At 46.3% G+C, this 20,127-nt stretch carries 19 protein-coding genes and 1 pseudogene; 8 read left to right on the top strand and 12 right to left on the bottom strand.

The genetic code is table 11. The features are described from left to right. Window positions 1-122: 122 nt before the first annotated feature. The gene (locus QUB56_RS29110; protein ID WP_332959787.1) at window positions 123-386 is read right to left on the bottom strand and encodes a peptide ABC transporter substrate-binding protein; all 264 of its coding nucleotides are present in this window, start codon (window positions 384-386) and stop codon (window positions 123-125) included. Window positions 387-501: 115 nt separating this feature from the next. Here QUB56_RS29110 and QUB56_RS29105 point away from each other — a divergent pair, with 115 nt between their 5' ends. Next, window positions 502-738, top strand: a complete 237-nt coding sequence (locus QUB56_RS29105) for a helix-turn-helix transcriptional regulator (RefSeq protein ID WP_332959785.1) — start codon at window positions 502-504, stop codon at window positions 736-738. 173 nt (window positions 739-911) lie between these two features. Here the strand turns inward: QUB56_RS29105 and QUB56_RS29100 are convergent, their stop codons facing one another. Together QUB56_RS29100 and QUB56_RS29095 are read right to left on the bottom strand one after the other, a co-directional pair. Next, the gene (locus QUB56_RS29100) at window positions 912-1,154 is read right to left on the bottom strand and encodes a helix-turn-helix transcriptional regulator (RefSeq protein WP_332959783.1); all 243 of its coding nucleotides are present in this window, start codon (window positions 1,152-1,154) and stop codon (window positions 912-914) included. Window positions 1,155-1,204: 50 nt separating this feature from the next. Continuing rightward, window positions 1,205-1,447 (bottom strand): helix-turn-helix transcriptional regulator, encoded by a 243-nt coding sequence (locus QUB56_RS29095; RefSeq protein WP_332959782.1) that lies wholly within the window; start codon window positions 1,445-1,447, stop codon window positions 1,205-1,207. A gap of 115 nt (window positions 1,448-1,562) precedes the next feature. On the opposite strand from QUB56_RS29095, the gene QUB56_RS29090 reads away from it, so the two are divergent. The 3 genes from QUB56_RS29090 to QUB56_RS29080 all read left to right on the top strand — a co-directional run bounded on the left by QUB56_RS29090 (window position 1,563) and on the right by QUB56_RS29080 (window position 2,794). Next, entirely contained in the window at window positions 1,563-1,817 is a 255-nt protein-coding gene (locus QUB56_RS29090) for a peptide ABC transporter substrate-binding protein (protein WP_332959781.1), read from the top strand. 127 nt (window positions 1,818-1,944) lie between these two features. Next, a complete protein-coding gene (locus QUB56_RS29085) occupies window positions 1,945-2,250 on the top strand; it encodes a Rieske (2Fe-2S) protein (protein ID WP_332959780.1) in 306 nt (101 codons plus the stop codon). A 61-nt stretch (window positions 2,251-2,311) separates the two neighbouring features. Beyond that, complete coding sequence (locus tag QUB56_RS29080) at window positions 2,312-2,794, top strand: cupin domain-containing protein (protein WP_332959779.1); 483 nt, start codon at window positions 2,312-2,314, stop codon at window positions 2,792-2,794. Between the two features lie 329 nt (window positions 2,795-3,123). Here the strand turns inward: QUB56_RS29080 and QUB56_RS29075 are convergent, their stop codons facing one another. Continuing rightward, on the bottom strand, window positions 3,124-6,024 hold the full coding sequence (locus tag QUB56_RS29075) for a TIGR02921 family PEP-CTERM protein (RefSeq protein ID WP_332959778.1): 2,901 nt from the start codon (window positions 6,022-6,024) through the stop codon (window positions 3,124-3,126). Next, entirely contained in the window at window positions 6,002-7,552 is a 1,551-nt protein-coding gene (gene xrtO / locus QUB56_RS29070; protein WP_332959777.1) for an exosortase O, read from the bottom strand. The genes QUB56_RS29075 and xrtO overlap by 23 nt, the downstream gene beginning before the upstream one ends. Before the next feature lie 142 nt (window positions 7,553-7,694). On the opposite strand from xrtO, the gene smpB reads away from it, so the two are divergent. The 3 genes from smpB (at window position 7,695) to QUB56_RS29055 (ending at window position 9,999) form a co-directional block, all read left to right on the top strand. Then, window positions 7,695-8,162 carry an SsrA-binding protein SmpB gene (smpB, locus tag QUB56_RS29065; RefSeq protein WP_190736615.1) on the top strand — a complete coding sequence of 156 codons (468 nt, stop codon included), beginning with the start codon at window positions 7,695-7,697 and terminating at the stop codon, window positions 8,160-8,162. 926 nt (window positions 8,163-9,088) lie between these two features. Then, on the top strand, window positions 9,089-9,775 hold the full coding sequence (locus QUB56_RS29060) for a tetratricopeptide repeat protein (RefSeq protein ID WP_332959776.1): 687 nt from the start codon (window positions 9,089-9,091) through the stop codon (window positions 9,773-9,775). Continuing rightward, window positions 9,772-9,999 (top strand): Osc7112_2153 family protein, encoded by a 228-nt coding sequence (locus QUB56_RS29055; protein ID WP_332959775.1) that lies wholly within the window; start codon window positions 9,772-9,774, stop codon window positions 9,997-9,999. The genes QUB56_RS29060 and QUB56_RS29055 overlap by 4 nt, the downstream gene beginning before the upstream one ends. A 464-nt stretch (window positions 10,000-10,463) precedes the next feature. Here the strand turns inward: QUB56_RS29055 and QUB56_RS29050 are convergent, their stop codons facing one another. The 3 genes from QUB56_RS29050 to QUB56_RS29040 form a co-directional block, all read right to left on the bottom strand. Further along, a complete protein-coding gene (locus QUB56_RS29050) occupies window positions 10,464-11,924 on the bottom strand; it encodes an IctB family putative bicarbonate transporter (protein ID WP_332959774.1) in 1,461 nt (486 codons plus the stop codon). Window positions 11,925-12,229: 305 nt separating this feature from the next. Then, complete coding sequence (locus QUB56_RS29045; RefSeq protein WP_332959773.1) at window positions 12,230-13,117, bottom strand: histidine kinase dimerization/phospho-acceptor domain-containing protein; 888 nt, start codon at window positions 13,115-13,117, stop codon at window positions 12,230-12,232. A gap of 178 nt (window positions 13,118-13,295) precedes the next feature. After that, window positions 13,296-14,738: a 1-acyl-sn-glycerol-3-phosphate acyltransferase gene (locus tag QUB56_RS29040; RefSeq protein ID WP_332959772.1), complete on the bottom strand. Its 1,443-nt coding sequence runs from the start codon at window positions 14,736-14,738 to the stop codon at window positions 13,296-13,298. A 392-nt stretch (window positions 14,739-15,130) separates the two neighbouring features. On the opposite strand from QUB56_RS29040, the pseudogene QUB56_RS29035 reads away from it, so the two are divergent. After that, window positions 15,131-16,345, top strand: a pseudogene (locus tag QUB56_RS29035) (RNA-guided endonuclease InsQ/TnpB family protein); the annotation flags it as partial. Window positions 16,346-16,428: 83 nt separating this feature from the next. Here the strand turns inward: QUB56_RS29035 and QUB56_RS29030 are convergent. The 4 genes from QUB56_RS29030 to QUB56_RS29015 form a co-directional block, all read right to left on the bottom strand. Then, window positions 16,429-18,435, bottom strand: a complete 2,007-nt coding sequence (locus tag QUB56_RS29030) for a ribonuclease R family protein (RefSeq protein WP_332959771.1) — start codon at window positions 18,433-18,435, stop codon at window positions 16,429-16,431. Window positions 18,436-18,746: 311 nt separating this feature from the next. Then, the gene (gene rpsR / locus QUB56_RS29025; protein ID WP_006631377.1) at window positions 18,747-18,962 is read right to left on the bottom strand and encodes a 30S ribosomal protein S18; all 216 of its coding nucleotides are present in this window, start codon (window positions 18,960-18,962) and stop codon (window positions 18,747-18,749) included. A 295-nt stretch (window positions 18,963-19,257) separates the two neighbouring features. After that, window positions 19,258-19,446: a 50S ribosomal protein L33 gene (gene rpmG, locus QUB56_RS29020; protein WP_332959770.1), complete on the bottom strand. Its 189-nt coding sequence runs from the start codon at window positions 19,444-19,446 to the stop codon at window positions 19,258-19,260. A gap of 38 nt (window positions 19,447-19,484) precedes the next feature. Next, window positions 19,485-20,018, bottom strand: coding sequence for an RDD family protein (locus QUB56_RS29015; RefSeq protein WP_332959769.1), 534 nt, complete (start codon window positions 20,016-20,018; stop codon window positions 19,485-19,487). Between the last annotated feature and the right edge of the window lie 109 nt (window positions 20,019-20,127).

The following is a 20,127-nucleotide window of genomic DNA, read 5'->3' as shown; positions in this document are numbered from 1 at the left end:
ATTTGATCGGCTTTACAATTAAATTGAGAAGGAAGAAACGATCGCACTTAATTCAAAATGCGATCGCCCCATCCAGTTTTGCAGAACATTGCGTCTGATGTAAAAGAGCATTTTTGCCCTATTTAATCTAAAGAAACATAGCGAATCAAACTCCGCATGAGCTTGCCGATAGTCGGGGCCGGTAAAATCTGCGACCATTCTTGAACTGCTGCAAAGCGACGCAAGTAGAGTGCGCTAACAATTTTATCGATTCCCTTCCGGGAGCCAATCACTAGGATCAGCACAGGTTCCCGGTCTGGTTCCGCAGGCACAGGATTTGGCTGTGATGTCAGCGATATCGGGATTTCGTTGATATCTGTGGAAACAAAAAGCTGTGTTTGAGTCATTGCGGTGGATCTCCTCGATCTGATAGATGCTAATTGTCAACTGCTCGCAGTGTAGCGCATTAGATGACAATCAGCAACGTTTACAAGAGCATGACTCTCTGACACAATCGGGAGCATGGGAAGAGCAGGAAAAGCCCTCAAAAAAATATTAGAGGCATACGATATCAGTCAATATCAATTGGCGGCAAAGATGGAAATCGATCGCTCAAACGTTAGCCGTTGGGTGAGCGAAGAACGAGACCCATCTGCCGAGGCGGTATTTGCGATTAAGCAAGCGTTGCAGACATTCAATCGGCAGGCGGCTGATGAATTCGTCAGGTTGTACCTGGGAAATGGCGAGGAAAACGGTTAGGTTCTCAGGTGTGGAGAGTCTCCCACCGATCGCCCTTGCTGCATTCAAGGGCGATCGCCAATTAGTTTGTGAGAATTTATTAAAAGCGAGAAAGATTATATATTGTCAGCTACTTGTTGAGTCTATTTTAAGCATAACTGGCATCGGAGGCGATCGCCCGATCGCCCCTATGATTACTCTTCGAGTTTTCCCTCCAAATCATCTAAATACAAACGAATAAAATCCCCGGCTGCATCGGGATTAATTTGCTGTAATCCCTTGCGAATCTCTAGAACCGCGTCTGATGCCGGATCTCTATTCTCGTTAACCCAACGGTTAATGCTCGATCGTCCAATGCCCATAATCGCTCCCAATTGATTTTGGCTGATGCCATAGATTTCTAAAACCTGCTTCAGCGCTTTTCCTGCCTTGCTCATGGCTTCTATGTTCTCAGAAGCTCGCAGCTAAGTAAAGATTGTGGACATTATTACTCTTCGGGTTTTTCCTCCACATCATCTAAATACAAACGAATGAACTCCCCTGCTGCATCGGGATTAATTTGCCATAGTGCTTTCCGAATGTCCAACACTGCCTCTGCTACGGGATCTCTACTTTCATTTACCCAACGATGAATGTTGGAACGTGCTACGCCCATTGTCACAGCCAAGCGATTTTGACTGATGTTATAAGTTTCCAGCACCTGCTTGAGTGCTTTGCCTGCTTTTCCCATGCCTCAGATTGTCTCAGAGGGCGATCGTTTCGTAAATGTTGCCTATAAGTAACATTGACGATAGAATGTTTTTGTTGCCTATAGGTAACATTTACCCCAAAAACACAAAACGCTTATGCCGAAAAACTTCCTTGCCAATCCCCCAGCAACCGATACTGCTACAGCGACTGTACCCGTCGCAGAGCCTCCACAACCCGATCGAGAACCCGTCAAAATCCTGCTGATAGGTTCTCCCAAAGCGGTGAGGAGCATTATTCACATCCTTTTCTGTTTGGGTTTTGCCTCTGTCAGCGAGTGGAGTCCGCTGCAACGAACCCAAAAGCCGGGTGAAGTGATGAGCATTCTCATGCGTTACCTGCGGCTGGAATAAGATAATCTGGACTTACGCAAAAAGTGGTTTGACACGCTACTGATAGCAGTAAGGTGTGCAACGCGCACCCTACATAATTAGGTTAGGCGTAAGTCCCGATCGGTTTTTTTCGGAGCATAAATATTTTATGTGGCTAGAAATAACAACACTAAATCAAGTTCCCGAATGGGGTGTCTTGAAGGTAAACGTTGACGATCTTTCAGTTATTTTGAATCGTCAAGGCATGAATGTAACTTGTTACCGCAATGCTTGCACTCACTTAGAATATCCGATCGACATGGGTAAGGTAAGCAGGGGCATCATTACCTGTCCGTTTCATAAGTATCAGTACAAATTAGATACGGGTAAATGTGTGAATGCACCCAGCCATGCCCTGGAATCTTATCCGGTAAAGATTGAGGGCGATCGCGTTTTTGTCGATATAGATGAGTGATGATTCATGGATCAAATCCCCACTAGGCATGGAAAAACTAGAGATTGGAACAAAAAAGACCATGAAAAAATTAGGTTTGCGTTTTTCTGTGATGATGATGGTTGGCTTGGGAACAGTGACGGTGGCGAGAAGTCAGCAAACACCACCACCGAGCACTAGCTATACTCAAACCGTGAAGCGGGAAGTCTTAGCGAGTGGTTATCCCAGTGAGGCAGAAGGTCGAATTTTAGAATTAGTACGTTATACCATTCCTGCTGGGGCAAAACTGCCACCTCATATTCATCCAGGGATGCAAATTGAAAAAGTTGAATTGGGGACGCTCACCTATAAGGTTGTCAAGGGAACCGCGAACATTAAACGCGCCAATGGTAAAGAAGAAACCCTAGACGCGGGCCAAACTACTCGTCTGACGGTTGGAGATTCTTTAGTTGAGCCAGGGGGCATGGTGCATTACGGTCAAAATGAAACAAAGGATGTGGTGATTCTGATTTCCGCTTCTCTGTTCGATTCTCAGAAACCGAAAGCAATTATGATCGAGCCTTAATCGACTTTACTGGTGCTTGGTAGCGGCGGCTTAAAGTTTTGAATCGGCATCGGGGGTTCATCTGGTGTGCGACTAATTAACCACAATCAGATTCGATCGACGGTGCGGACTGAATTCCAAACGATCGCACCGTTTTTGTTATGGTAATCGACCGGATATGATATCAGATATTTTCACGGCGGGTGCAGGTTTTCTTGCAGAAGTCGGTTTACTCGTTACCATGCAGAGCCTGGTAATGCAGATTGGGAGGCTGTGCTTGGTTAATCGTTGACTGGTTCCCAAGCAAATCGCCTGGGAACGAGTTCATTAACTTTCAACCATCGGACTTTTCAACCTATCAATTTCGCGCGCCGCTGGCGGAGGAAAACCGCCAAAAGCCCGATCGCACCAACCGCCAACAGCAGCCATTCTTCGGGTTCAGGAACCCCCGAAACATTCAGAGGATTATTCGGCTTAGTTAACTCCTCCTTACCGGATTCTACCTCTCTGTCAAATCGATCGCTCTTAGCTTCCGCTTGTTTGAGTTGCTCCCTTTGCGCATCATTAACTAACACAATCATCGAAGAATAAGGCGTCACCACTTTGAAATTTTTAGCTAATGCGTGCATTGCATCCAGTTGCGTCAATTGATTTGAACTTTTCTGCTTGCTAAGTGCCGTTATCAACTGCCGCGCAGCTATCGGTTTAAAGCCTTCATTTCCGGTATCTTTTAACTCTGCGACTGCCGCCGATTTTGCGGTTTTTTTCGGCTGCGGCGTTTTGGCATAACTCCAAACATAGCCGTCAACAACGCTAACTGTAGATTTGCCCGAAGCTGCTGTCGTCGCCACTCGCTGCATCGCCTCTTTCATATCCGTAGCAACTCCGCCGCCGCTATCTTGAATTGCCTTTAAAGTTGCGTCGTCGTAGCCGGAGGGCAAACCTCCCAAATGTACTGTCCACAGCGGTGCAGAGATGGAAACTTTAGGTTTGCGATCGTCCGACAATTCGTAACTGTGGCGATCGCTCACCAAAAATACCGTATCGTAACTTTTATCGTCCCGCAACTGTGCAAACTGTTGCAGCATATCTTTGAGCTGGATTGTACCGTAAAATATCACCTTTGCCGCATCGAAATTGCGTACATCTTCCACAAACTTAGGTGGCATTCCCGCAGCGCTGGCGACATACAAATCAACAGCATTTTTGCCTGCTGCATTAGTTTTCAACCATTCAAAAGTCTCTTTTACTTCCTTCTTTTGGGCCGCCATGCTGCGGGAAGTATCGAGAATAACTGCCAATTTTTTGCCTTGCAGTAGCGCGTAATTTGCATCAGCCAGCGGCTTAGCAGAAATGATATTTCCTCCCGGTAGAACAGCCTGCTGCGCTGTTAGAGGTTGCTGTGCGACTGCGGGCAAAAAGGGTGGCAGCCAAATTTCTCTTGCTTCTTTCCCGCTGTATTTGACCTCTTTTCCAGCAATCGTGCGGCGAGTATTTTGGTTCCAAAAAATGTTGCGTTTCTCAGCCAAAACAGGCATAGCCCAACCCTGGGGCTGACGCATAACTTTGTAAGTAAGCCACAGGTGCATTTCCGTTGGTTCTTCAGTTTGGGTGAATTCTCGTTTAGGCGGGATTGGAAAAGCCCGCAAACGGTATTGTTTGGGGCTAATTTGTTCTACCAAAGCCGGATCGACTCTTTGTACTAGCTGTTGATTGTAGACTTGCTGGGCCGCACCTCTAGGCGATACCGTAAATACAAAACGTTTGTTTAAATCGCCAGTATCGCCCAGCCAAACTCCTGTAACTGCGGCGCTTTCCGGCAGCGAAAAGTAGTAGAATACTTCTTGCAAGTTCGGCGTTTGATTTTTGTAAACTTCGTAGAGTTGAACGTCAGCCCAGTCGCCGTTTTCTTTGACTGTCACTTCTTGCGACTGCAACCATACTTTTTCCTGATTGACATTCAGCAAACCAGCTTTTGCTTCTTCCCGGTTTGATGTTGACTGTACCGCGTGTTTTACTGCTTCTGTGTCGCCTTTTTGCAGTTCCGTATCGAAGAATTCGCCGTAGAGTTTTTCGGCTTTTTTCACATCAGCACTAGAGCCTAGATACAAAAACGGCGACATTAAAACATTATAGCTGTTCTGCACCGTTTTAGCCGCTCCGTCAGGCCAATTCAAACTATTTTTGTATATCTCATAAATGTGGTTGTTTTCTCCCACAGTGCTGAGGTAGCGGTAAGGGGACAAATAAGCGTTCACTAAGCCGGATCGAATCATATCAGACTTGGCTAATAAAGTTTGGCGAACCGTGTCATTTGCGGGGGGAGTTGCCAGCATTTTCAGCGCTGCAACTTGTGGCTGTTGCTGCAAAGCGGAGAAAATAGCCAGCCAAGCTGCTATGACTCCCAAACTTCCGATTAGCGCTTTATTTTTCCCGTATTGGGCAGCAAAACTCTGCCATATTTTCCGCCCGGAATGAATGTAGAGAAAGCCGTACAGCGAAGGCATGACAACGAATAAGCTACAGGTTAAACCAAAGAATATAAAGGATAGCGGTATCCAAATTAAACCCCAGACCCAGCCCCCGTATCTAAAGATATCCCAAAATGCTGATACCCATGTAAACTTGAAAAACTCAATGACTACAGTGAAGAATCCATAAAGTGTAAACAATGCCACAGGTACAGCGTAATAAAGCAGCAATGTTGCCGCCCAAATGCCAACTACTAGCATTAAACTGTGACATCCTAATTGCAGCCACGCACTTCGTTTTTCTCCGATTGAATTTAAAAAGATAGGCTGTTTATTATGGGAAGTTTGAGAATCAGAGATATTTTGAAAATTTTCTTTTTTACCCAGATAGCCGTACAGCATTTCGACTGAAAATGCTGCAATGCACAAAGCAATAGTAGCGATGATTTGATAACTAGCTGGGGTGAGTTCTCGCAGCAGGAACAAGCGGAGCAAACACAGCAAAAATAGCGGTGCTTCTACGCCGTAAAACCAACGCATTAACTGTAGGGGTTGCTTGCTAAAACGCCCAGCTCCTATTACTGTACATACAGTGGGTACTGCGCTCGTAGCTGCCAGGGTTAAAGAAAACTCTAGGGGGATGATGCCATCGATTGTCGCCCTAACTAATGGCACTCCTATCATCGGCAAAATCCCCAAGTAAACAATCGATATAAATGTCAAATTCCAAACCCAAAAAAGTGTTTGAAAACTTCCATCAAATACCTGTTGAATTTTCATTCATTTCTCCTTGTAAGCTTTTTTTAACGGTATCGTAGACGTTAATAGCAAACTTTTTTACTTCCTGATTTTCCGCTTGTAGCGAACTATTAAATAAAATGGAAACTAGCACCCAATTGTGATTTTTGTTGGTGAGGTCGCTGCCGATACGGATCATGAAGTTATCTGTAGTTAGCTGTGGAGATTGCAGCCAGTATACTGCTGATAATTGGTTGTTTTTGAGAGACAGCCAGCGCGCTGTTATTTCAGGAGTTAGTTGTTTTTTTTCTATGCGATTGACGGGAATTCCGCTGGCTACAAAACACAACTCGGGAGCATGATAAGTTTGCCAGGATGTGCTGGCTACTGTGAGCAGGGAACCGCGCAAGTTGTCGGCGACAAATCTGATTTTTTGTGTTTGCGTGTCCGGATAGTTGCCAAAGAATCTTTGTTCGCTAGCATTCAGGGGAATTGAATCTGATTTAATGTATTCAGGCCATCTTAAAGGTGCGATCGCCATTTTTGACGTTTCTACATGAGACAGTTGACCTATGACTGCCAAAACTGTGACTGCTACAATTATTCCTGGTTTGGCTAGAGGGTGATTTGGGAGTAATTCGGAGTTGGGTTTGGCAGAAATACCGCTGGTTTTTTCGGGCTGAAATTTTGGTATTCGTTGCAGCATTAACCAGGTAACAAAACAAGCACATACTAAACCGACTATTCCCAGAGGTACGTGAATAATTTCGGCTAGCTTTGGCTGTTTAAACACTTCTGAAACCAGGACTAAAACGGCAACCCGCGCAGCGTTAGCAGATACTAACATTAAGAAATTAGCAGCGCCGACGGCTAGCCATTTTAAAGTCAATTTACGTCCTTCCAGCCAGGTAGCAGCTAGCAAAAATAGCGTTCCGACTAAGAGAGTTTTAATGCCGCTACAAGGCACGTCAACGTGAGCGATGCCGTTTTCCAAAATGATAATATCGTAAGAAGAAATAGCCCCAACGTGCAGTATTGAGAGCAACTGTTCTACTACCTGAGCAGTCAGCACTCGCGCCGGCAAACCTAATCCGCTATTAAACTGACTGTTGAATGGTAAAATACAAGCCAGCAAGCCCGCAACTGGCAAGTTTTTTCGCCAAAAGTTCGGCTCTACTATTAAGCCGCACAGCCCGTAAGTTCCGAGGATAAATAGCAGGACAGTAACTTGTTTGATATCAATTATGTACTGAAGGGCGATCGAGCAAATACCCGCACCCAACATTAACAGCAGCGGATATCGCCTCAAAACGAAATTTGGCGAAAATCCGGGCGGGCGATCCGAGTTCCCAATCGATCGCACTACTAATGCTACAATCAGAAAGCCAATTAGTATCTTGTATAGTGTGGGTATCTCAACAAACGAGGATAACAGCCACTTAACAGCCGAGATATTAGCCCAAAACCAAGCAAGCGCCAGCAAAAAAGGAGCCAGCCAAACCAACTTAACCGCAGAATTGGGACTGACAGCATCTGGAAGGTCAGAATTGGGAATATTGGTGCGCTGCATGATACCGCTTGACATTCACGTTGGTGACATCTTAGCTCAGCCAAATTGGTAATGCCTAGACCGATTATTTAAGTTTTGTCAAGCTTCGATTTTCTCTACAGAGAAGCTAGCGTTATAATAATTAATTTTAGCGGAGGTAAAAATGAGCGAAAAAAGCCCAGGATACAAAATTGTTAGCGATAACCGACAAGCGCGCCATCTCTATGAAATTATAGAGACATACCAAGTGGGAATCGAGTTGAAGGGCACCGAAGTCAAATCAATTCGGGAAGGAAAAGCCAATTTGCGGGACGGATATGGCTTAGTTCGGAACGGCGAACTGTGGCTGATAAACGTTCACATTTCACCCTGGAGAAGTGCTAGCAACTATTTTAATCACGAACCCCGCCGCACCCGTAAATTGCTGATGCACAAGCAGGAAATCCGTAAATTGATAGGCAAAGTTGAAGAAAAAGGTTTGACTTTAGTGCCGTTAAAAATGTATTTGAAAGGTGGCTGGGTAAAACTTGATATCGGTTTGGGTAAAGGGAAAAAACTGTACGACAAGCGCGAAGATTTGAAGAAACGCGAAGACAAGCGGGATATGGAGAGAGCGATGAAGCAATATTAGTCATTAGTCATTAGTCATTAGTCATTAAACATCTCCGAAAAAGAAAGTACAATCTTTGCTACTCGAAGGTTGAATTTTTTATTTAGGGAGATGTTTATTACTCAGGAGTGATTAGTGCTTGATTATTTTAAATCGAGTTCGGTTAATTACTTATCATAAAATTGTTCGATATCCCCTGTTGAAAATTTTGAGGACTTCGGTGGTCACTACAAACTTAATTAGAGTTATTTCACCCGAGTCCATCTTACAGCAGATTGCAAGTTTATGAAGTACACCCCAAATCGAGCGAACCCCGTGGGAACACGGGGAGCAGCCTATTGGTGTCAACAAATACCTTAAAGATAGTACCGGTCTGCTGTCTGACGATTAGGGCTCGAGCCCCCGGCGCCTGCGTAGCGTCTGGGGGAAACTCGAAGCGCTCTTTCGTCCCCCTTAAGAATGGGGATGCGAGGGGGTTCGAGACTGGGTTAAAGACGAGATGTCTCAGGGGTTTCAGGCGATTGTTGACACGAAGAAGGGCAAGCGCCTAAGTCTAAAGCTGCACTTCATAAACCAGGGATAGGCTGTATCTCCTAATACAGCCGCCTACAGTCGATCGACCGCTGACTAAGTATTATTACTTAAATAATCGGGACAGTCCTACCTTCTTCCTGCTTCCCACTTCCTTTTTTCTGAAAATTTCCGGATCGCTTCTGGAGTCTCAGGAATGATTAACCTATGCTCGAATACATCTAGGTAGTGGGACCATTACCCAAGCATTCGGCTGTGGACTTGCAAACTCTTATGAGAAATGGGCTCAAGCCTGAGTCATTTCCTAAGATCGTAATGCCATTAGGGTGGCAATTAAATGTGGCAAACAAAATATCGCCCAACTCTCAAGTTTAAATATGCTAAAAACGACACCATTAACTAACATTTTCAATGTTATGAAAGAACCCGCAAAAAAGCATCACAAATCGAAGTGGGGGGCATTTTTGCTGATTCTAGCAGTAGGCTTTGGCGGCTGGAAAATTGGCTTGCCGGAACTGGCATCCTTTTTTAATAATAGGGCGTTTGAGAATTACAAAGCTAATCGATTAGCTAATACTCAACAAGCATATGAGTTAGCGCTCTCCCTAAATCCAAAAAGCCAAGCAGCTCTTTACAATTTGGGATGGCTATGCGAAGAAGTGCAAGATTTACAATGCGCTCGAGGAAAATATCTGCAAGCTGCCAAACTCGGTTTGCCTGCTGCTTACAGCAATCTGGCTCGATTATATATAGTCGAGCAAAAAAACTATGCTGCGGCAGTTCACTTGCTGTGGCAAGGTTTGAAATTAGCTGAGGACGATCGAGTCAAATATTCTTTACTCAAAAACTTGGGATGGGCTCGCCTTGAACAGGGTCGATATTCAGAGGCATTGCAACATCTGGATGCAGCGATTAAACTTGATAGTGATAGACCAGCAACTTACTGCTTAAAAGCGCAAGTCTTAGAAAAAATGAAAAATACTAAGGAAGCGTTACCCCAGTGGAAAATTTGTCTAAAGTCTGCGGATTCTCAAGAATTCGATGAGGATATATGGATAGGAATGGCACGTCAACGATTAAACGAGGAAAAAACAAATAAATGAAACGCACAGTTTTGCTTTCATCAACCATACTGGCAATTATAACGGTACTGGAGCTAAGTCAAGCCTCAAAAGCACTGCCAACTCCTGCGGCTGTTAAACCTACAGTTAATGAATCAGTCCAAATGCTGTTCAACTCGAGTCTGTCGATGCGACAGTGCAGAGATAGAAATGGTGGAAAATATGCGTGTCCGAGATTCATCATGCCTCGGGAAGGCGAAGAATAAGAGTTATTTTCAAGAAATTTTGTAGAGTGTACCATCGCCACTTTACAGCAACAGGTATGTCGTATGTGGTAGTATGGAGGTGCGCAGTGCGCACCTTATAGCATTTGAGATTTGAGATGAAAGAAGTGAAGAATTGGAAATCACTTATCAAAAAATTGGGTTTTAAACCCCGTCCTTTTAGGACGGCTTTGTGTTAGGTTTGCGCTGCTGTCGGGATAGGGAACTGCCACGACTCGCTGATGGACAGGTTGAAAACGTAAGACTATTTCGGTAGCGGATTTCGATGAAGTGTCAAGAATTACCGCACGTTCGATCGGGCAGTGAGTGTTTCAAGACTATAATGGTTTGCAGCTTGGCATTTAGCTGCATTCTTTTTTTGAAGTGGTAGAAATATTAATAATTGCTGTGTCGGCTGTTGCTGCAATCCTCACCGGGCGGGGAGAAAACCCCGCCAGCAATTCTATCTACTCGCCCTCGGTCAAAGCTCGATCTTGCTGCTGGTGCGAGTTGCTGTAAAAACTAGCAATAATCGCCACCATCAACCACCAAAGCATATTAACTTCCGGTCGGTACCAAACTGTATCGACAAAACCGTGGGCCATCATGCCGACTAAAGTTGCGATCGCCCCTATCAGCCAAAACCCCTGATTCGATTTGAGATTTGGGAGGTTAGATTGGGGATTTCGGGATTCTTCCTCTAAGTTAGAGATGTTAAATTGTGAATCGCGCAGATTTTTTATCTGCAACAAACCTTGATTGACGGTGACTGTCATCAGCCACAGGAAACACATTAAACCGATAAAACCGGTTTCCACCGCAATTTCCAGCAGCACAGAATAAGCGCTCAAAGCAGTGAATTTCGGCTTCATATAAAGCGGATAAACTTTATTAAAAGCAGTGTTTCCCGGGCCAATTCCGAGAAGAGGTCGATCGCGAATCATGTCAATCACCGCCGTCCAAACATTAATCCGAAAATTGTTGCTGCTGTCACCTCGGCCAATAAACATACTCGAAACTCGATCGCGCAGGGGCTCCACTAAAGCCACTCCCAAAATTAAGGCCCCAGCCAAACCTCCTAACCCTAACGGCAGGGCCCAAGTCCGCCAGAACCGAGGCATCAAAGGGCTGTACCAGTACCACAGCAGCACTAAAAATACCACAAGTAGAGCCACAAAACCGATCCAAGCGCCCCGGCTGTCCGTGTAGCGCAAACACGCGCAATTCACCACCAGCATCGTCAGCGCTAAAACTTTTGTTCCCCATCCTTTCCACACAAAAAGTGCGGCGGCGCTCAATGCAATGGCTGGCAGCAAATAGGAACCAAGCAAGTTTGGATTTCCCAGAAAGCTGTAAACTCGCGTGACATTGGCTTGAGTAGAAGTCGGATCGTTCCAAGTAGCTAAGGGCGGCACTTTGTCAATCCACTGCCGCACGCCGTAGAAACTGACAATTAAAGAGACGTTCAAAAATACGGCAATTAACCACGATCGCCAACGGGGCGATCGCAATATCCGAGCCATCAGCGCAAAAAACAGCAAATACAGCGTTAGCTTGGTCCAACCAGTAGCAGCGGCGACTTTCACCGGCGACATCGCCGTGGCGACGGTGGCAATTCCCCAGTACAGCAGTACCAGCAAATGAATCGGCGTCAAGGCGTGAGCGCGATCGTCGGAAACAGTCAGCAGCACCCAAAATGCAGCGCCAGCCGCCATCAACACCCCCACCAAGGCATTGTTCACAAACGGCGCCAAACCGAAAGTCAAGCCCAGCAAAACAAAACCCAAGGGTTCTGCCCACTGCATCAGCCAGCTACTCTGCCGCCAACTGCGCAAAGAGCCGATCGCCAAATTTAATAAATAACTTCCACTTTGCCACTGATAGAGCGGCAAATTTGCCAGAGTCAACTGTTGCCAAACTGAATTCATTGGTATTTTAGATTTGTACTTAGTAATCGGCCAAACAGGGCATCGGCCAAACAGGGCATCGGGCATTGGTTATTGGGAATTGATTATTATTGGGAATTTTGCCTTGGTTATTAGTTATGGGAAATTTGTTATTAGTTATTGTATTATCAAACAACTAACAACTAACAACTAATAACAACACTCAACAGTCAACTAACTTCATCCCTTAACAACCAACAACCAACAATTAACAACTAACAACTAATAACAACAGTCAACAGTCAACAGTCAACTGTCAACTGTCAACTGTCAACTGTCAACTAACTTCATCCTTCCAACAACTCCGTAGCATTGGTGCAGGGCAGCCAGAGCACGTAGCGATATCCAGATTCCGGGGTGCCTTGAATCGTGAGTTGACCGCCTTGAATTTCCACCAACTGGCAGCAAAGCAGCAGCCCCAAGCGTTCCCTGGCCCCGTAACCAGCTAACACCAGTGCGGTATCCTCGGCATTCTGGGCCACCAAAGCCGCCAACTCAGAAAACGCCAGCGTTAATCGCTGCGAATCCTGTGTCGGGATTTGCGGTTCGAGTCCGAGGGAATCGGTTTCGGAGTTCGATGGCGAACCGCTATCGGATCCGACTTTCAACAAGTAGTCGGAGTAGAGTTTAGCATGGGGCAAACTTTCTCCCAACCAAGGATGAAAAACCCAAACTCCGAGGTTGATACCGTCTTCTTTCCGAGAAACGTGGACTCGAATCACGCTGCCTGCCCCAGCCGATTGAATAATGCTAAAAATTAAGTGGTGCAGCATTTGCTGAACCTTATCTTTATCGACCAACCAGATGCGCGGCCCGGGCCCCATCGACAAATTAATTTCTTGCTCTCGTCTACTTGCCGCCGGCGACAAGATTGTCACAACTTGCTGGCACAAAGTTTCTATATCGATTGCGGTTCGCTTCAAGGTGAAAGCGGAATCATCTAGTTCTGCCAGTTCCACAATTTCTTCCACTAGCGATCGCAAAGTTCGGCTGCTGTCTTGGATCACATCAATATATTCTTTTTGCTTGTTCGTTAAGGGGCCATAAATTTCTTGTTTCAACACGCTTGCCATGCCGACGACCGAAGTGAGCGGTGTGAGCAATTCCTGGGCTAAATAATTCAGCAGTTTTACCTTAATTGAGTTAGTAGACAAATCGATAGGTTTGTTAGTCATCGGTAATTTTTATTGGTTCATTGTCAAGCGATCGTTGGCGGTTCCTTAGACCTATTCCCAAAGTCTATAACAATCTTTTTGCTGTTGACCAAAGAAAAACGTAGTGAAGAAAAATATATATTTTTTCTTCCCTCGCTCCTCTTCCTTCTTCCCTGGAACCTCTTGCTTATCTGATTAATTAAGATTTAATCATTGCTTCTAAAGCTGATTGCAAATCTTGAGTGAGTTCTGCAACTGCTAACCTGCGACTGGTTTGATATTCCTCCCAGCGATCGCTTACTGATATCGGTTCGCCCACGGTCATTTGTACCTGCTGTTTGCCCAACTTGGGTCTAGCGAAAGGATTTCCCCCTTTGATGCGAGCCAGTACGTCCCACAGCAGTAAAGTTGTTTCTGCCAAACGTTCTGCTGTGAGCTTTTCTTCGACGTACCTGCCAGTGACGGACACGAAACTTTCTACCAGTCTCATGTGCCACATCCGGAGATTTGCTTCTTCAGCGAGGCGATCGGCTAATCCTCTTTCTAAGGGAGAAAGTGCTGCAATATCTTTGATATCTTCTCGATAAATATAGTCCCAGCCTGCTTGTTCCAGACGGCGGCAGCGGTCTATTAAACTGCCTTTTGGCTTTAAGTTGAAATATTCTTCTGCTACTTGCAAAGCCACGTCTAACAGTTTTTTCAGTCGAGCCATCATTACTTCATTGCCCGAATCGTTTGGCGTTTTCTCTGGCAGCGATAATGATGTTAAAATTGATGTTTCGGGCTGTACTTTTTTATGATAAAAACGGCTGTAAAACTCTTCCATCACTGCTAGCAAATGGCTGCCCAGTCGAATCAGGCGCCGATATTGGAATTTGTGATTTTGGTTTTCGGAATCTGGGTTTGTGGTCTCTAAATTGGCTATATGGGTGCGATCGCCCGGTGGCAGTCCGCAATCGATTTCTAATTGAGTTAAAAGTTTTTCTAGGGGTTGCCAAGGTGGCTCGATATAGCTGTATTGAATGCCGATGGGCACAATTAAAACTTTTTCAGTGCGTCCGGCTTTTAGCAAATCTTCAACACACCAGAAGCCCATTTGAGCAATTCCGGGTTCCAGGGGGCTAACTATTTCATTGTGACCGTTGGTGGCGCCTTCTGGGGCGGCGGCGATCGGGAATTGGCTGTTGACAAATAAATCGCGGGCCGATCGCAATCCAACCCGATCGATTTTACCGCGCACAATCGGAGTGCCGCCGAGGTTGGAATACAGCCAGCCGACGGCAGCACCGGCCCACAGGGGAATGCCGCGATCGTAGATAAAGTGGGAATGTACCGGGAATTGCAGGGAAATGCCTTTGGCCCGTGCCGCCTGGGGAACGAGTTTCCAAATTAGTTGTCCCAAACAGTAGGGATCGTCTGAGTTGGGGTGGCGGAAGGCTAGCAAGAAGCGAACTTTCTGATTTTGAAATTGGTGGAATAGTTCGGCAAGGGTTTCGACGTTTTCGGCTTGAATGTGGCTGATCTTCGTCCGAAATCGCAGCCACCAGGGGAGTATTTGCTGGCAGCCTTGCATCACTAGCGGGTTGTAGGCTGGGGGTATGAATTCCAGCGGCGGCTGAACTTGGCTAATTGAATTGGGCATTTTGCGATTTAAAATTTTAGATTGCTAGGCTGCGGTAAAAACTTTTAATTTTTACAATGCTGAAGTTTTTTTTATTAACCGCAGAGGACACAGAGGACACAGAGGAAGAGAGGAGATAGCAAAGCGTGTCAACTTAAGGTCAAAAGTATTACTCGTCTTGGATCGGATATCATGTCGAGTCGATCGACCACAATATTTTGGTCGGGGTGGGTTTACGGGATTTCTGGCTTATATTACAACTTGGAGGTGCACCCGTCCCGACAAGAATTACGATTATTTTACAGGACTAGATATTAACCCATCATCTTTTTTACCAAAAAATGGGGTCTAAAGCCCCGTCCTTTGAGGACGGCTTTGTGCAAGCATTTTAACGTAACGATTTACCACGTAAAATGCTTGTCAAGGAGTTCAAGGCTAAAGGAAAACCAAATCAATACGTAGCCATAGACGAGGCAATCATAACAGCTCAGTTCGTTCGGAATAAGTGCATCCGTTTTTGGATCGACAACCGAGGCGTGGGGCAGAAAGAATTGTATCGTCATAGCACATTATTGAGAGAAGAGTTTTCTTTTGTCAAAGCCTTGAACTAAGCGCGCTTGCCAAGCTTCAGTGGAAAGAGCTTATTCTGCGATTGCTCGATTCTACGACAACTGCAAAAAAGCTGTTCCCGGAAAGAAGGGCTATCCGCAGTTCAAGAAAAACTGTCGTTCTGTCGAATATAAGATTAGCGGTTGGAAACTTAATGAAACTCGGAAACAAATCACTTTCACCGACAAGAAAGGCATTGGTAAGCTCAAACTCAAAGGGACGTGGGCTCTAAACTTCTACCAGCTCGATCAAATAAAACGAGTGCGATTAATACGTCGCGCTGATGGCTACTACGTTCAGTTCTTAATCAGTGCTGACAACAAAGTAGATACAGTGCCGACAGGTAAGACGATTGGTTTAGATGTAGGACTCAAAGAGTTCTATATTGACTCTGATGGTCACGCCGAACCTAACCCCAAGTTTTATCGAACGAGTGAAAAACGGTTGAAATTTAGACAGCGCCGTGTTTCTCGCAAAAAGAAAGGCTCTGCCAACCGCAAGAAAGCCATTAATCGACTAGGGCGAGCACACCTCAAAATAAGCAGGCAATCGTGTTGCAACACGCCTCTAGACTAGCGCGTTGCGTTACCCAATCTAACGATTTGGTCGCCGTGCGTTGATCTCAGGATTAAAAACCTAGTTAAAAATCACTGTCTCGCTAAGTCGATTAATGATGCTGGTTGGTATCAGTTCAGGAAGTGGTTAGAGTATTTTGGAGTGAAGTTTGGTCGGGTGACAGCCGCTGTCAACCCAGCCTATACATCTGGTGAATGCTCTAGCTGCGGTGCAATAGTTAAAAAATCTCTGTCTGTAAGAACCCATGCTTGTGAATGTGGACTTGTTATGGACAGAGATTGGAATGCCGCTGTTAATATCCTGAAATTAGCATTAAGTACGGTAGGGCATACCGGAACTTGGGTCAAAGACTCGAACGCTTTGGGAGATTCGACCTCTACTTTGGCGCTCAGCAATCCAGTCGCCAGCAAGTTGGATCTGCGAACAAAGAATCCCCACGCCTGATAGCCCGGGAGTGTCAACCTCTGTTTCAGTCTTCAACGCAGATTTTTGCAATTCTTTAATCTCAAATCTAAAATCTAAAATCCTATTGGGCGGCTTCAAATATCATTTCTTGGAAGTTAATGACATCCGATCGCGGATCGCAGTGTGTGACTTTGACTTCTAGCCGATCGCCTATGGCGACCGATCGACCAAATCGCATTGCCAATTCTAAACCCAAATCTTCCAATAAAATCAATCCGAGATTGCTGTCTTCCTTCAGCCAGCGCAGCATTAAAGCTTCCCAAACTTCATCGGGGTTGCGCCGCAAATATTCCAATCCCCAATAGCGGTTAGTTTGGCGTTCGACGGTGGATGCTTCTTTAACTGCGGTGCCGAGACACATCACAATGTCCTGTATTTCTTGGGCGGTAAAAGGTAGGGGTTCGCCCCGCAGGTGGGCTTTAATTTGGAAGTGAGCCAGCAAGTCGGTATAGCGGCGGATCGGGGAAGTAACTTGAGTGTATAATTCCAAACCCAAGCCGGCGTGGCGTCCGGGGGTGAGGCCCATTTCGCTGCGGGGCATACAGCGGCGCACGGCGCAAGCGCGGGCGGGGCCTGCGGGCACGGCCAGCAGTTCTTCATCGGGAGGCAGTTCGGGCTGTGCCTGATAGCGGTAGGGTATGGGCAGGCTGTGAGTTTGACCGTAGCGGGCGGCTAGTTCGCCGGCTAAAATCATCATTTCGGCTACTAGCATCCGGGCTGGGGAGTCGTCGATGACGTGGATTTTGATGTCGTCGCCGTTGACTTTGATGACGGATTCGGGCATGAAAATGCTGATTGCGCCTTGGGCTTCCCGCCATTTTTGCCGCAGTTTTGCAGCAGAGGCAATCGCTGCTATTTCCGGTTCTGCTTCGATTCCCAACTCCAGCATTTCGTCTACATCATCGTATGTCAAGCGGTAGGTGGGTTTTATGGTGCTGATGTGGATGCTGTAATCTTGAGCCGCGCCGGTTTCGTCTAAGGTGACGCTGAAGCTGAGCGCGCTGCACTCTTTGCCTTGAATTAAACTCATCGGCCCGGTTGCCAAAGCTGGGGGAAACATGGGAATCATTCCCGTGGGCAGGTAAACCGTAGTGGTGCGCTTTCTGGCTTCGAGGTCGAGTTCGTCTCCGGGGGAAAGCAAGCGGGTGGGATCGGCGATGTGTATCCAGATCCGCTGCTGGCCGTTTTCGAGGAATTCTAAGCTGAGGCCGTCGTCGATTTCGGTGGTGCTTTCGTCGTCGATCGTGTAAACCTTGAGGTGAGTTAAATCGAGACGATTTGTGTCCGACTCGGTTGGGGGATTTTCTAGGCAGCGTTGGGCCACTTCTAATACCTTTGCGGAGAATTGTAGGGGAATTTGGCTGCGCCGCAAAAATAGGTTTTCGTGGCTGCTCCACAGGCCGAGATCGACTAGGAGCCCAAATGCTGCTTCGGGGTTTTCGGAACGTTCTAAGCTGGCTAAAGTTTCTAAGGCCGGGGTGCGGTGCGTTGCTTCTTCTCCGAGGAGGGCAAACCGTTCTAGGGCGTCGAGGCGAGTTCTGTCGCTATGTTCCCAATCTACATTTTTTCCTGCCAGCCGCTGTTTGACTCGCTCCCAAAATCCTTGGGATTCTTGGTGTCGCTGCTGTTCTACTTCTTGCTGGTGTTTGATTTCGGCTACTTGGGTGGCCGATCGCGGTTCGTAGCGATCGCCCTTTTGTTTGAAATACAATTTGTCTGTTGATAACAAACAGTAAGCCGCGTAACACTGGGCCGGACTACTCTCGGAAAATAACAGCATTGCCAGGGATTCGGGATCTGTCGTTTCTCCGTCGCCGACTAGGAGTTCCCAAGCTACTTCCAAACTCGACGGATCTGAGTAGGCTTCTACTTCTTTGAGAAATTTGGGAATGTCGGAGGTTTTGTAAGTTTCTCCCACTACTTCGTAGCTGATTTGTTTGGGCGGTATGCTGTGCGGTTGACCATTTTCGTCTACCACGACCCAGTTTTTCTTGCCATCGGGGCGATCGGCAACTGCCAGACGGCGGTCGCCGTGCACTCTAAATTCTACTAACGTTCCCTTCTCCACTTGCCAGCTTTATATTTGAGATTTTGGATTTTTACAATGGCCACTTATCTAGTTTCGAGCTTGCGATTTTAGATTTTGGATCTTGGCAATTTTTCTGGTCTATTGTGAAAGTTAAAATCTAAAAAGTTGTTCTTTTTATTCTTTATTTTTTAACTTTTTACTTGTGATTAAGACTTGCGCTGCGGCTACTCTTAACCCTATTTCGCGATTATTTCGCTGTATTCTTGCTGCACTCTTTATGGCAGAAAGACGTTGTGCTCGCGCCAGTCTTATCCCCGTCCAAAATCTAAAACCCAAAATCCCAAATCCTGTTAACCTTCTTGGTTTACGAAGGGCATCAAAGCTACAATTCTTGCTCTTTTGATACTCCTGGTCAGGTCTCGCTGCTGTTTTGCCGTCAAACCGGTAATCCGGCGGGGCAAAATTTTACCGCGTTCTGTGACGTATTTTTTGAGCAAATCGACATCTTTGTAGTCGATCGGGTCTCCTGGTTTGATGGGCGAAACGCGCCGGCGAAAGTAAGTCATGGTTTGTTGTTTGTTGACTGTTGACTGTTGACTGTTAGTTTTTAGTTATTAGCCGTTAGTTGCTAGCCGTCAGGAAAGCATTTGTTAGTTATCAGCTTGGCGCGGGTCAGTCGATTTGAGATTTGAGATTTGAGATTTTAGATTTACTCCACAAATGAATCTGGGAGCTTGAACAAGAGTCTAAAATTTGGCGCTCTCCTCTCAGGATTGTCGGGGGCTTTTACCCGTTTTTGGGCGGGTTCAATATCAATTGCCAACAACTGATGACTGATGACTAAGGACTAATGACTAATTACTACTTGATCTCTTTGTGGGCAGTGTGCCTGTTGCAATGGGGGCAGAACTTTTTGAGTTCCAGCCGCGCCGTCGTGTTGCGACGGTTCTTGGTGGTTGTGTACCGAGACACGCCTTTGGAGCGTTTGCTCGCGTTTGTTCGGCACTCAGTACACTCTAGAGTAATTATGATGCGGACGCCTTTAGCCATAATTCTAAATAAATTTCGACTAATTTAAACACAATTTATTATCTTCTCACATTGCTCTGCACTTGGTCAAGCAATCTTCTAACTTTGATGTCGAGGGAGTAGCCGCGGCGGGTTCCGACGACGATCGTCCCGCCGATGCGATCGTGGAAAGCTTGGGGAAACCTTTCGGCGGAGGTGAGGGCAATGCTACAGTCGATCGCTAGGGGCAGCATCAGCAGCAAGACGGCGGCGTTGGTAGATGTGAGCCCAGCTATACCTGCGAAGGCTAAGCCAGCGCAAATGCCCAGCAATGCCTCGCGCTTGCACAGTTCTTGCACTCCGGGAGTCCGTTGGAATCGGGTATCGGCAATTTTCATGTCTAAAGCCCAGCGCCCGAGACTTTGACCTTTGTTTTTCCTGACGATGGCTACCCGCATTATCAGCCACAGCAAAACAAAAAATATGGTTTGGGCGATCGCATTAGTGGCGAGAAGCAAGCTGGGCAGCCAAACTGCGATTCCGTCGATGCAGAAGGCCGCTGCGCGGCGGCCGAGGGATACTTTGGGAAGGAGGGGCAATAAATCGGAACTCATAGGCAAAAAGGTCGATCGCCACTAGCTACTTTTTCACTGTAAACATTTTTTGACCGATTAAAAGACCCGCAGACAGATTACTCCTGGGGGTCTTTTAGATTTTAGATTT

This window comes from Microcoleus sp. AR_TQ3_B6, assembly GCF_036702785.1.
Classification (GTDB): Bacteria; Cyanobacteriota; Cyanobacteriia; order Cyanobacteriales; family Microcoleaceae; genus Microcoleus.
The sequence above is the reverse complement of the archived record's forward strand: the minus strand, read 5'-3'. Positions and strand labels throughout refer to the sequence as shown.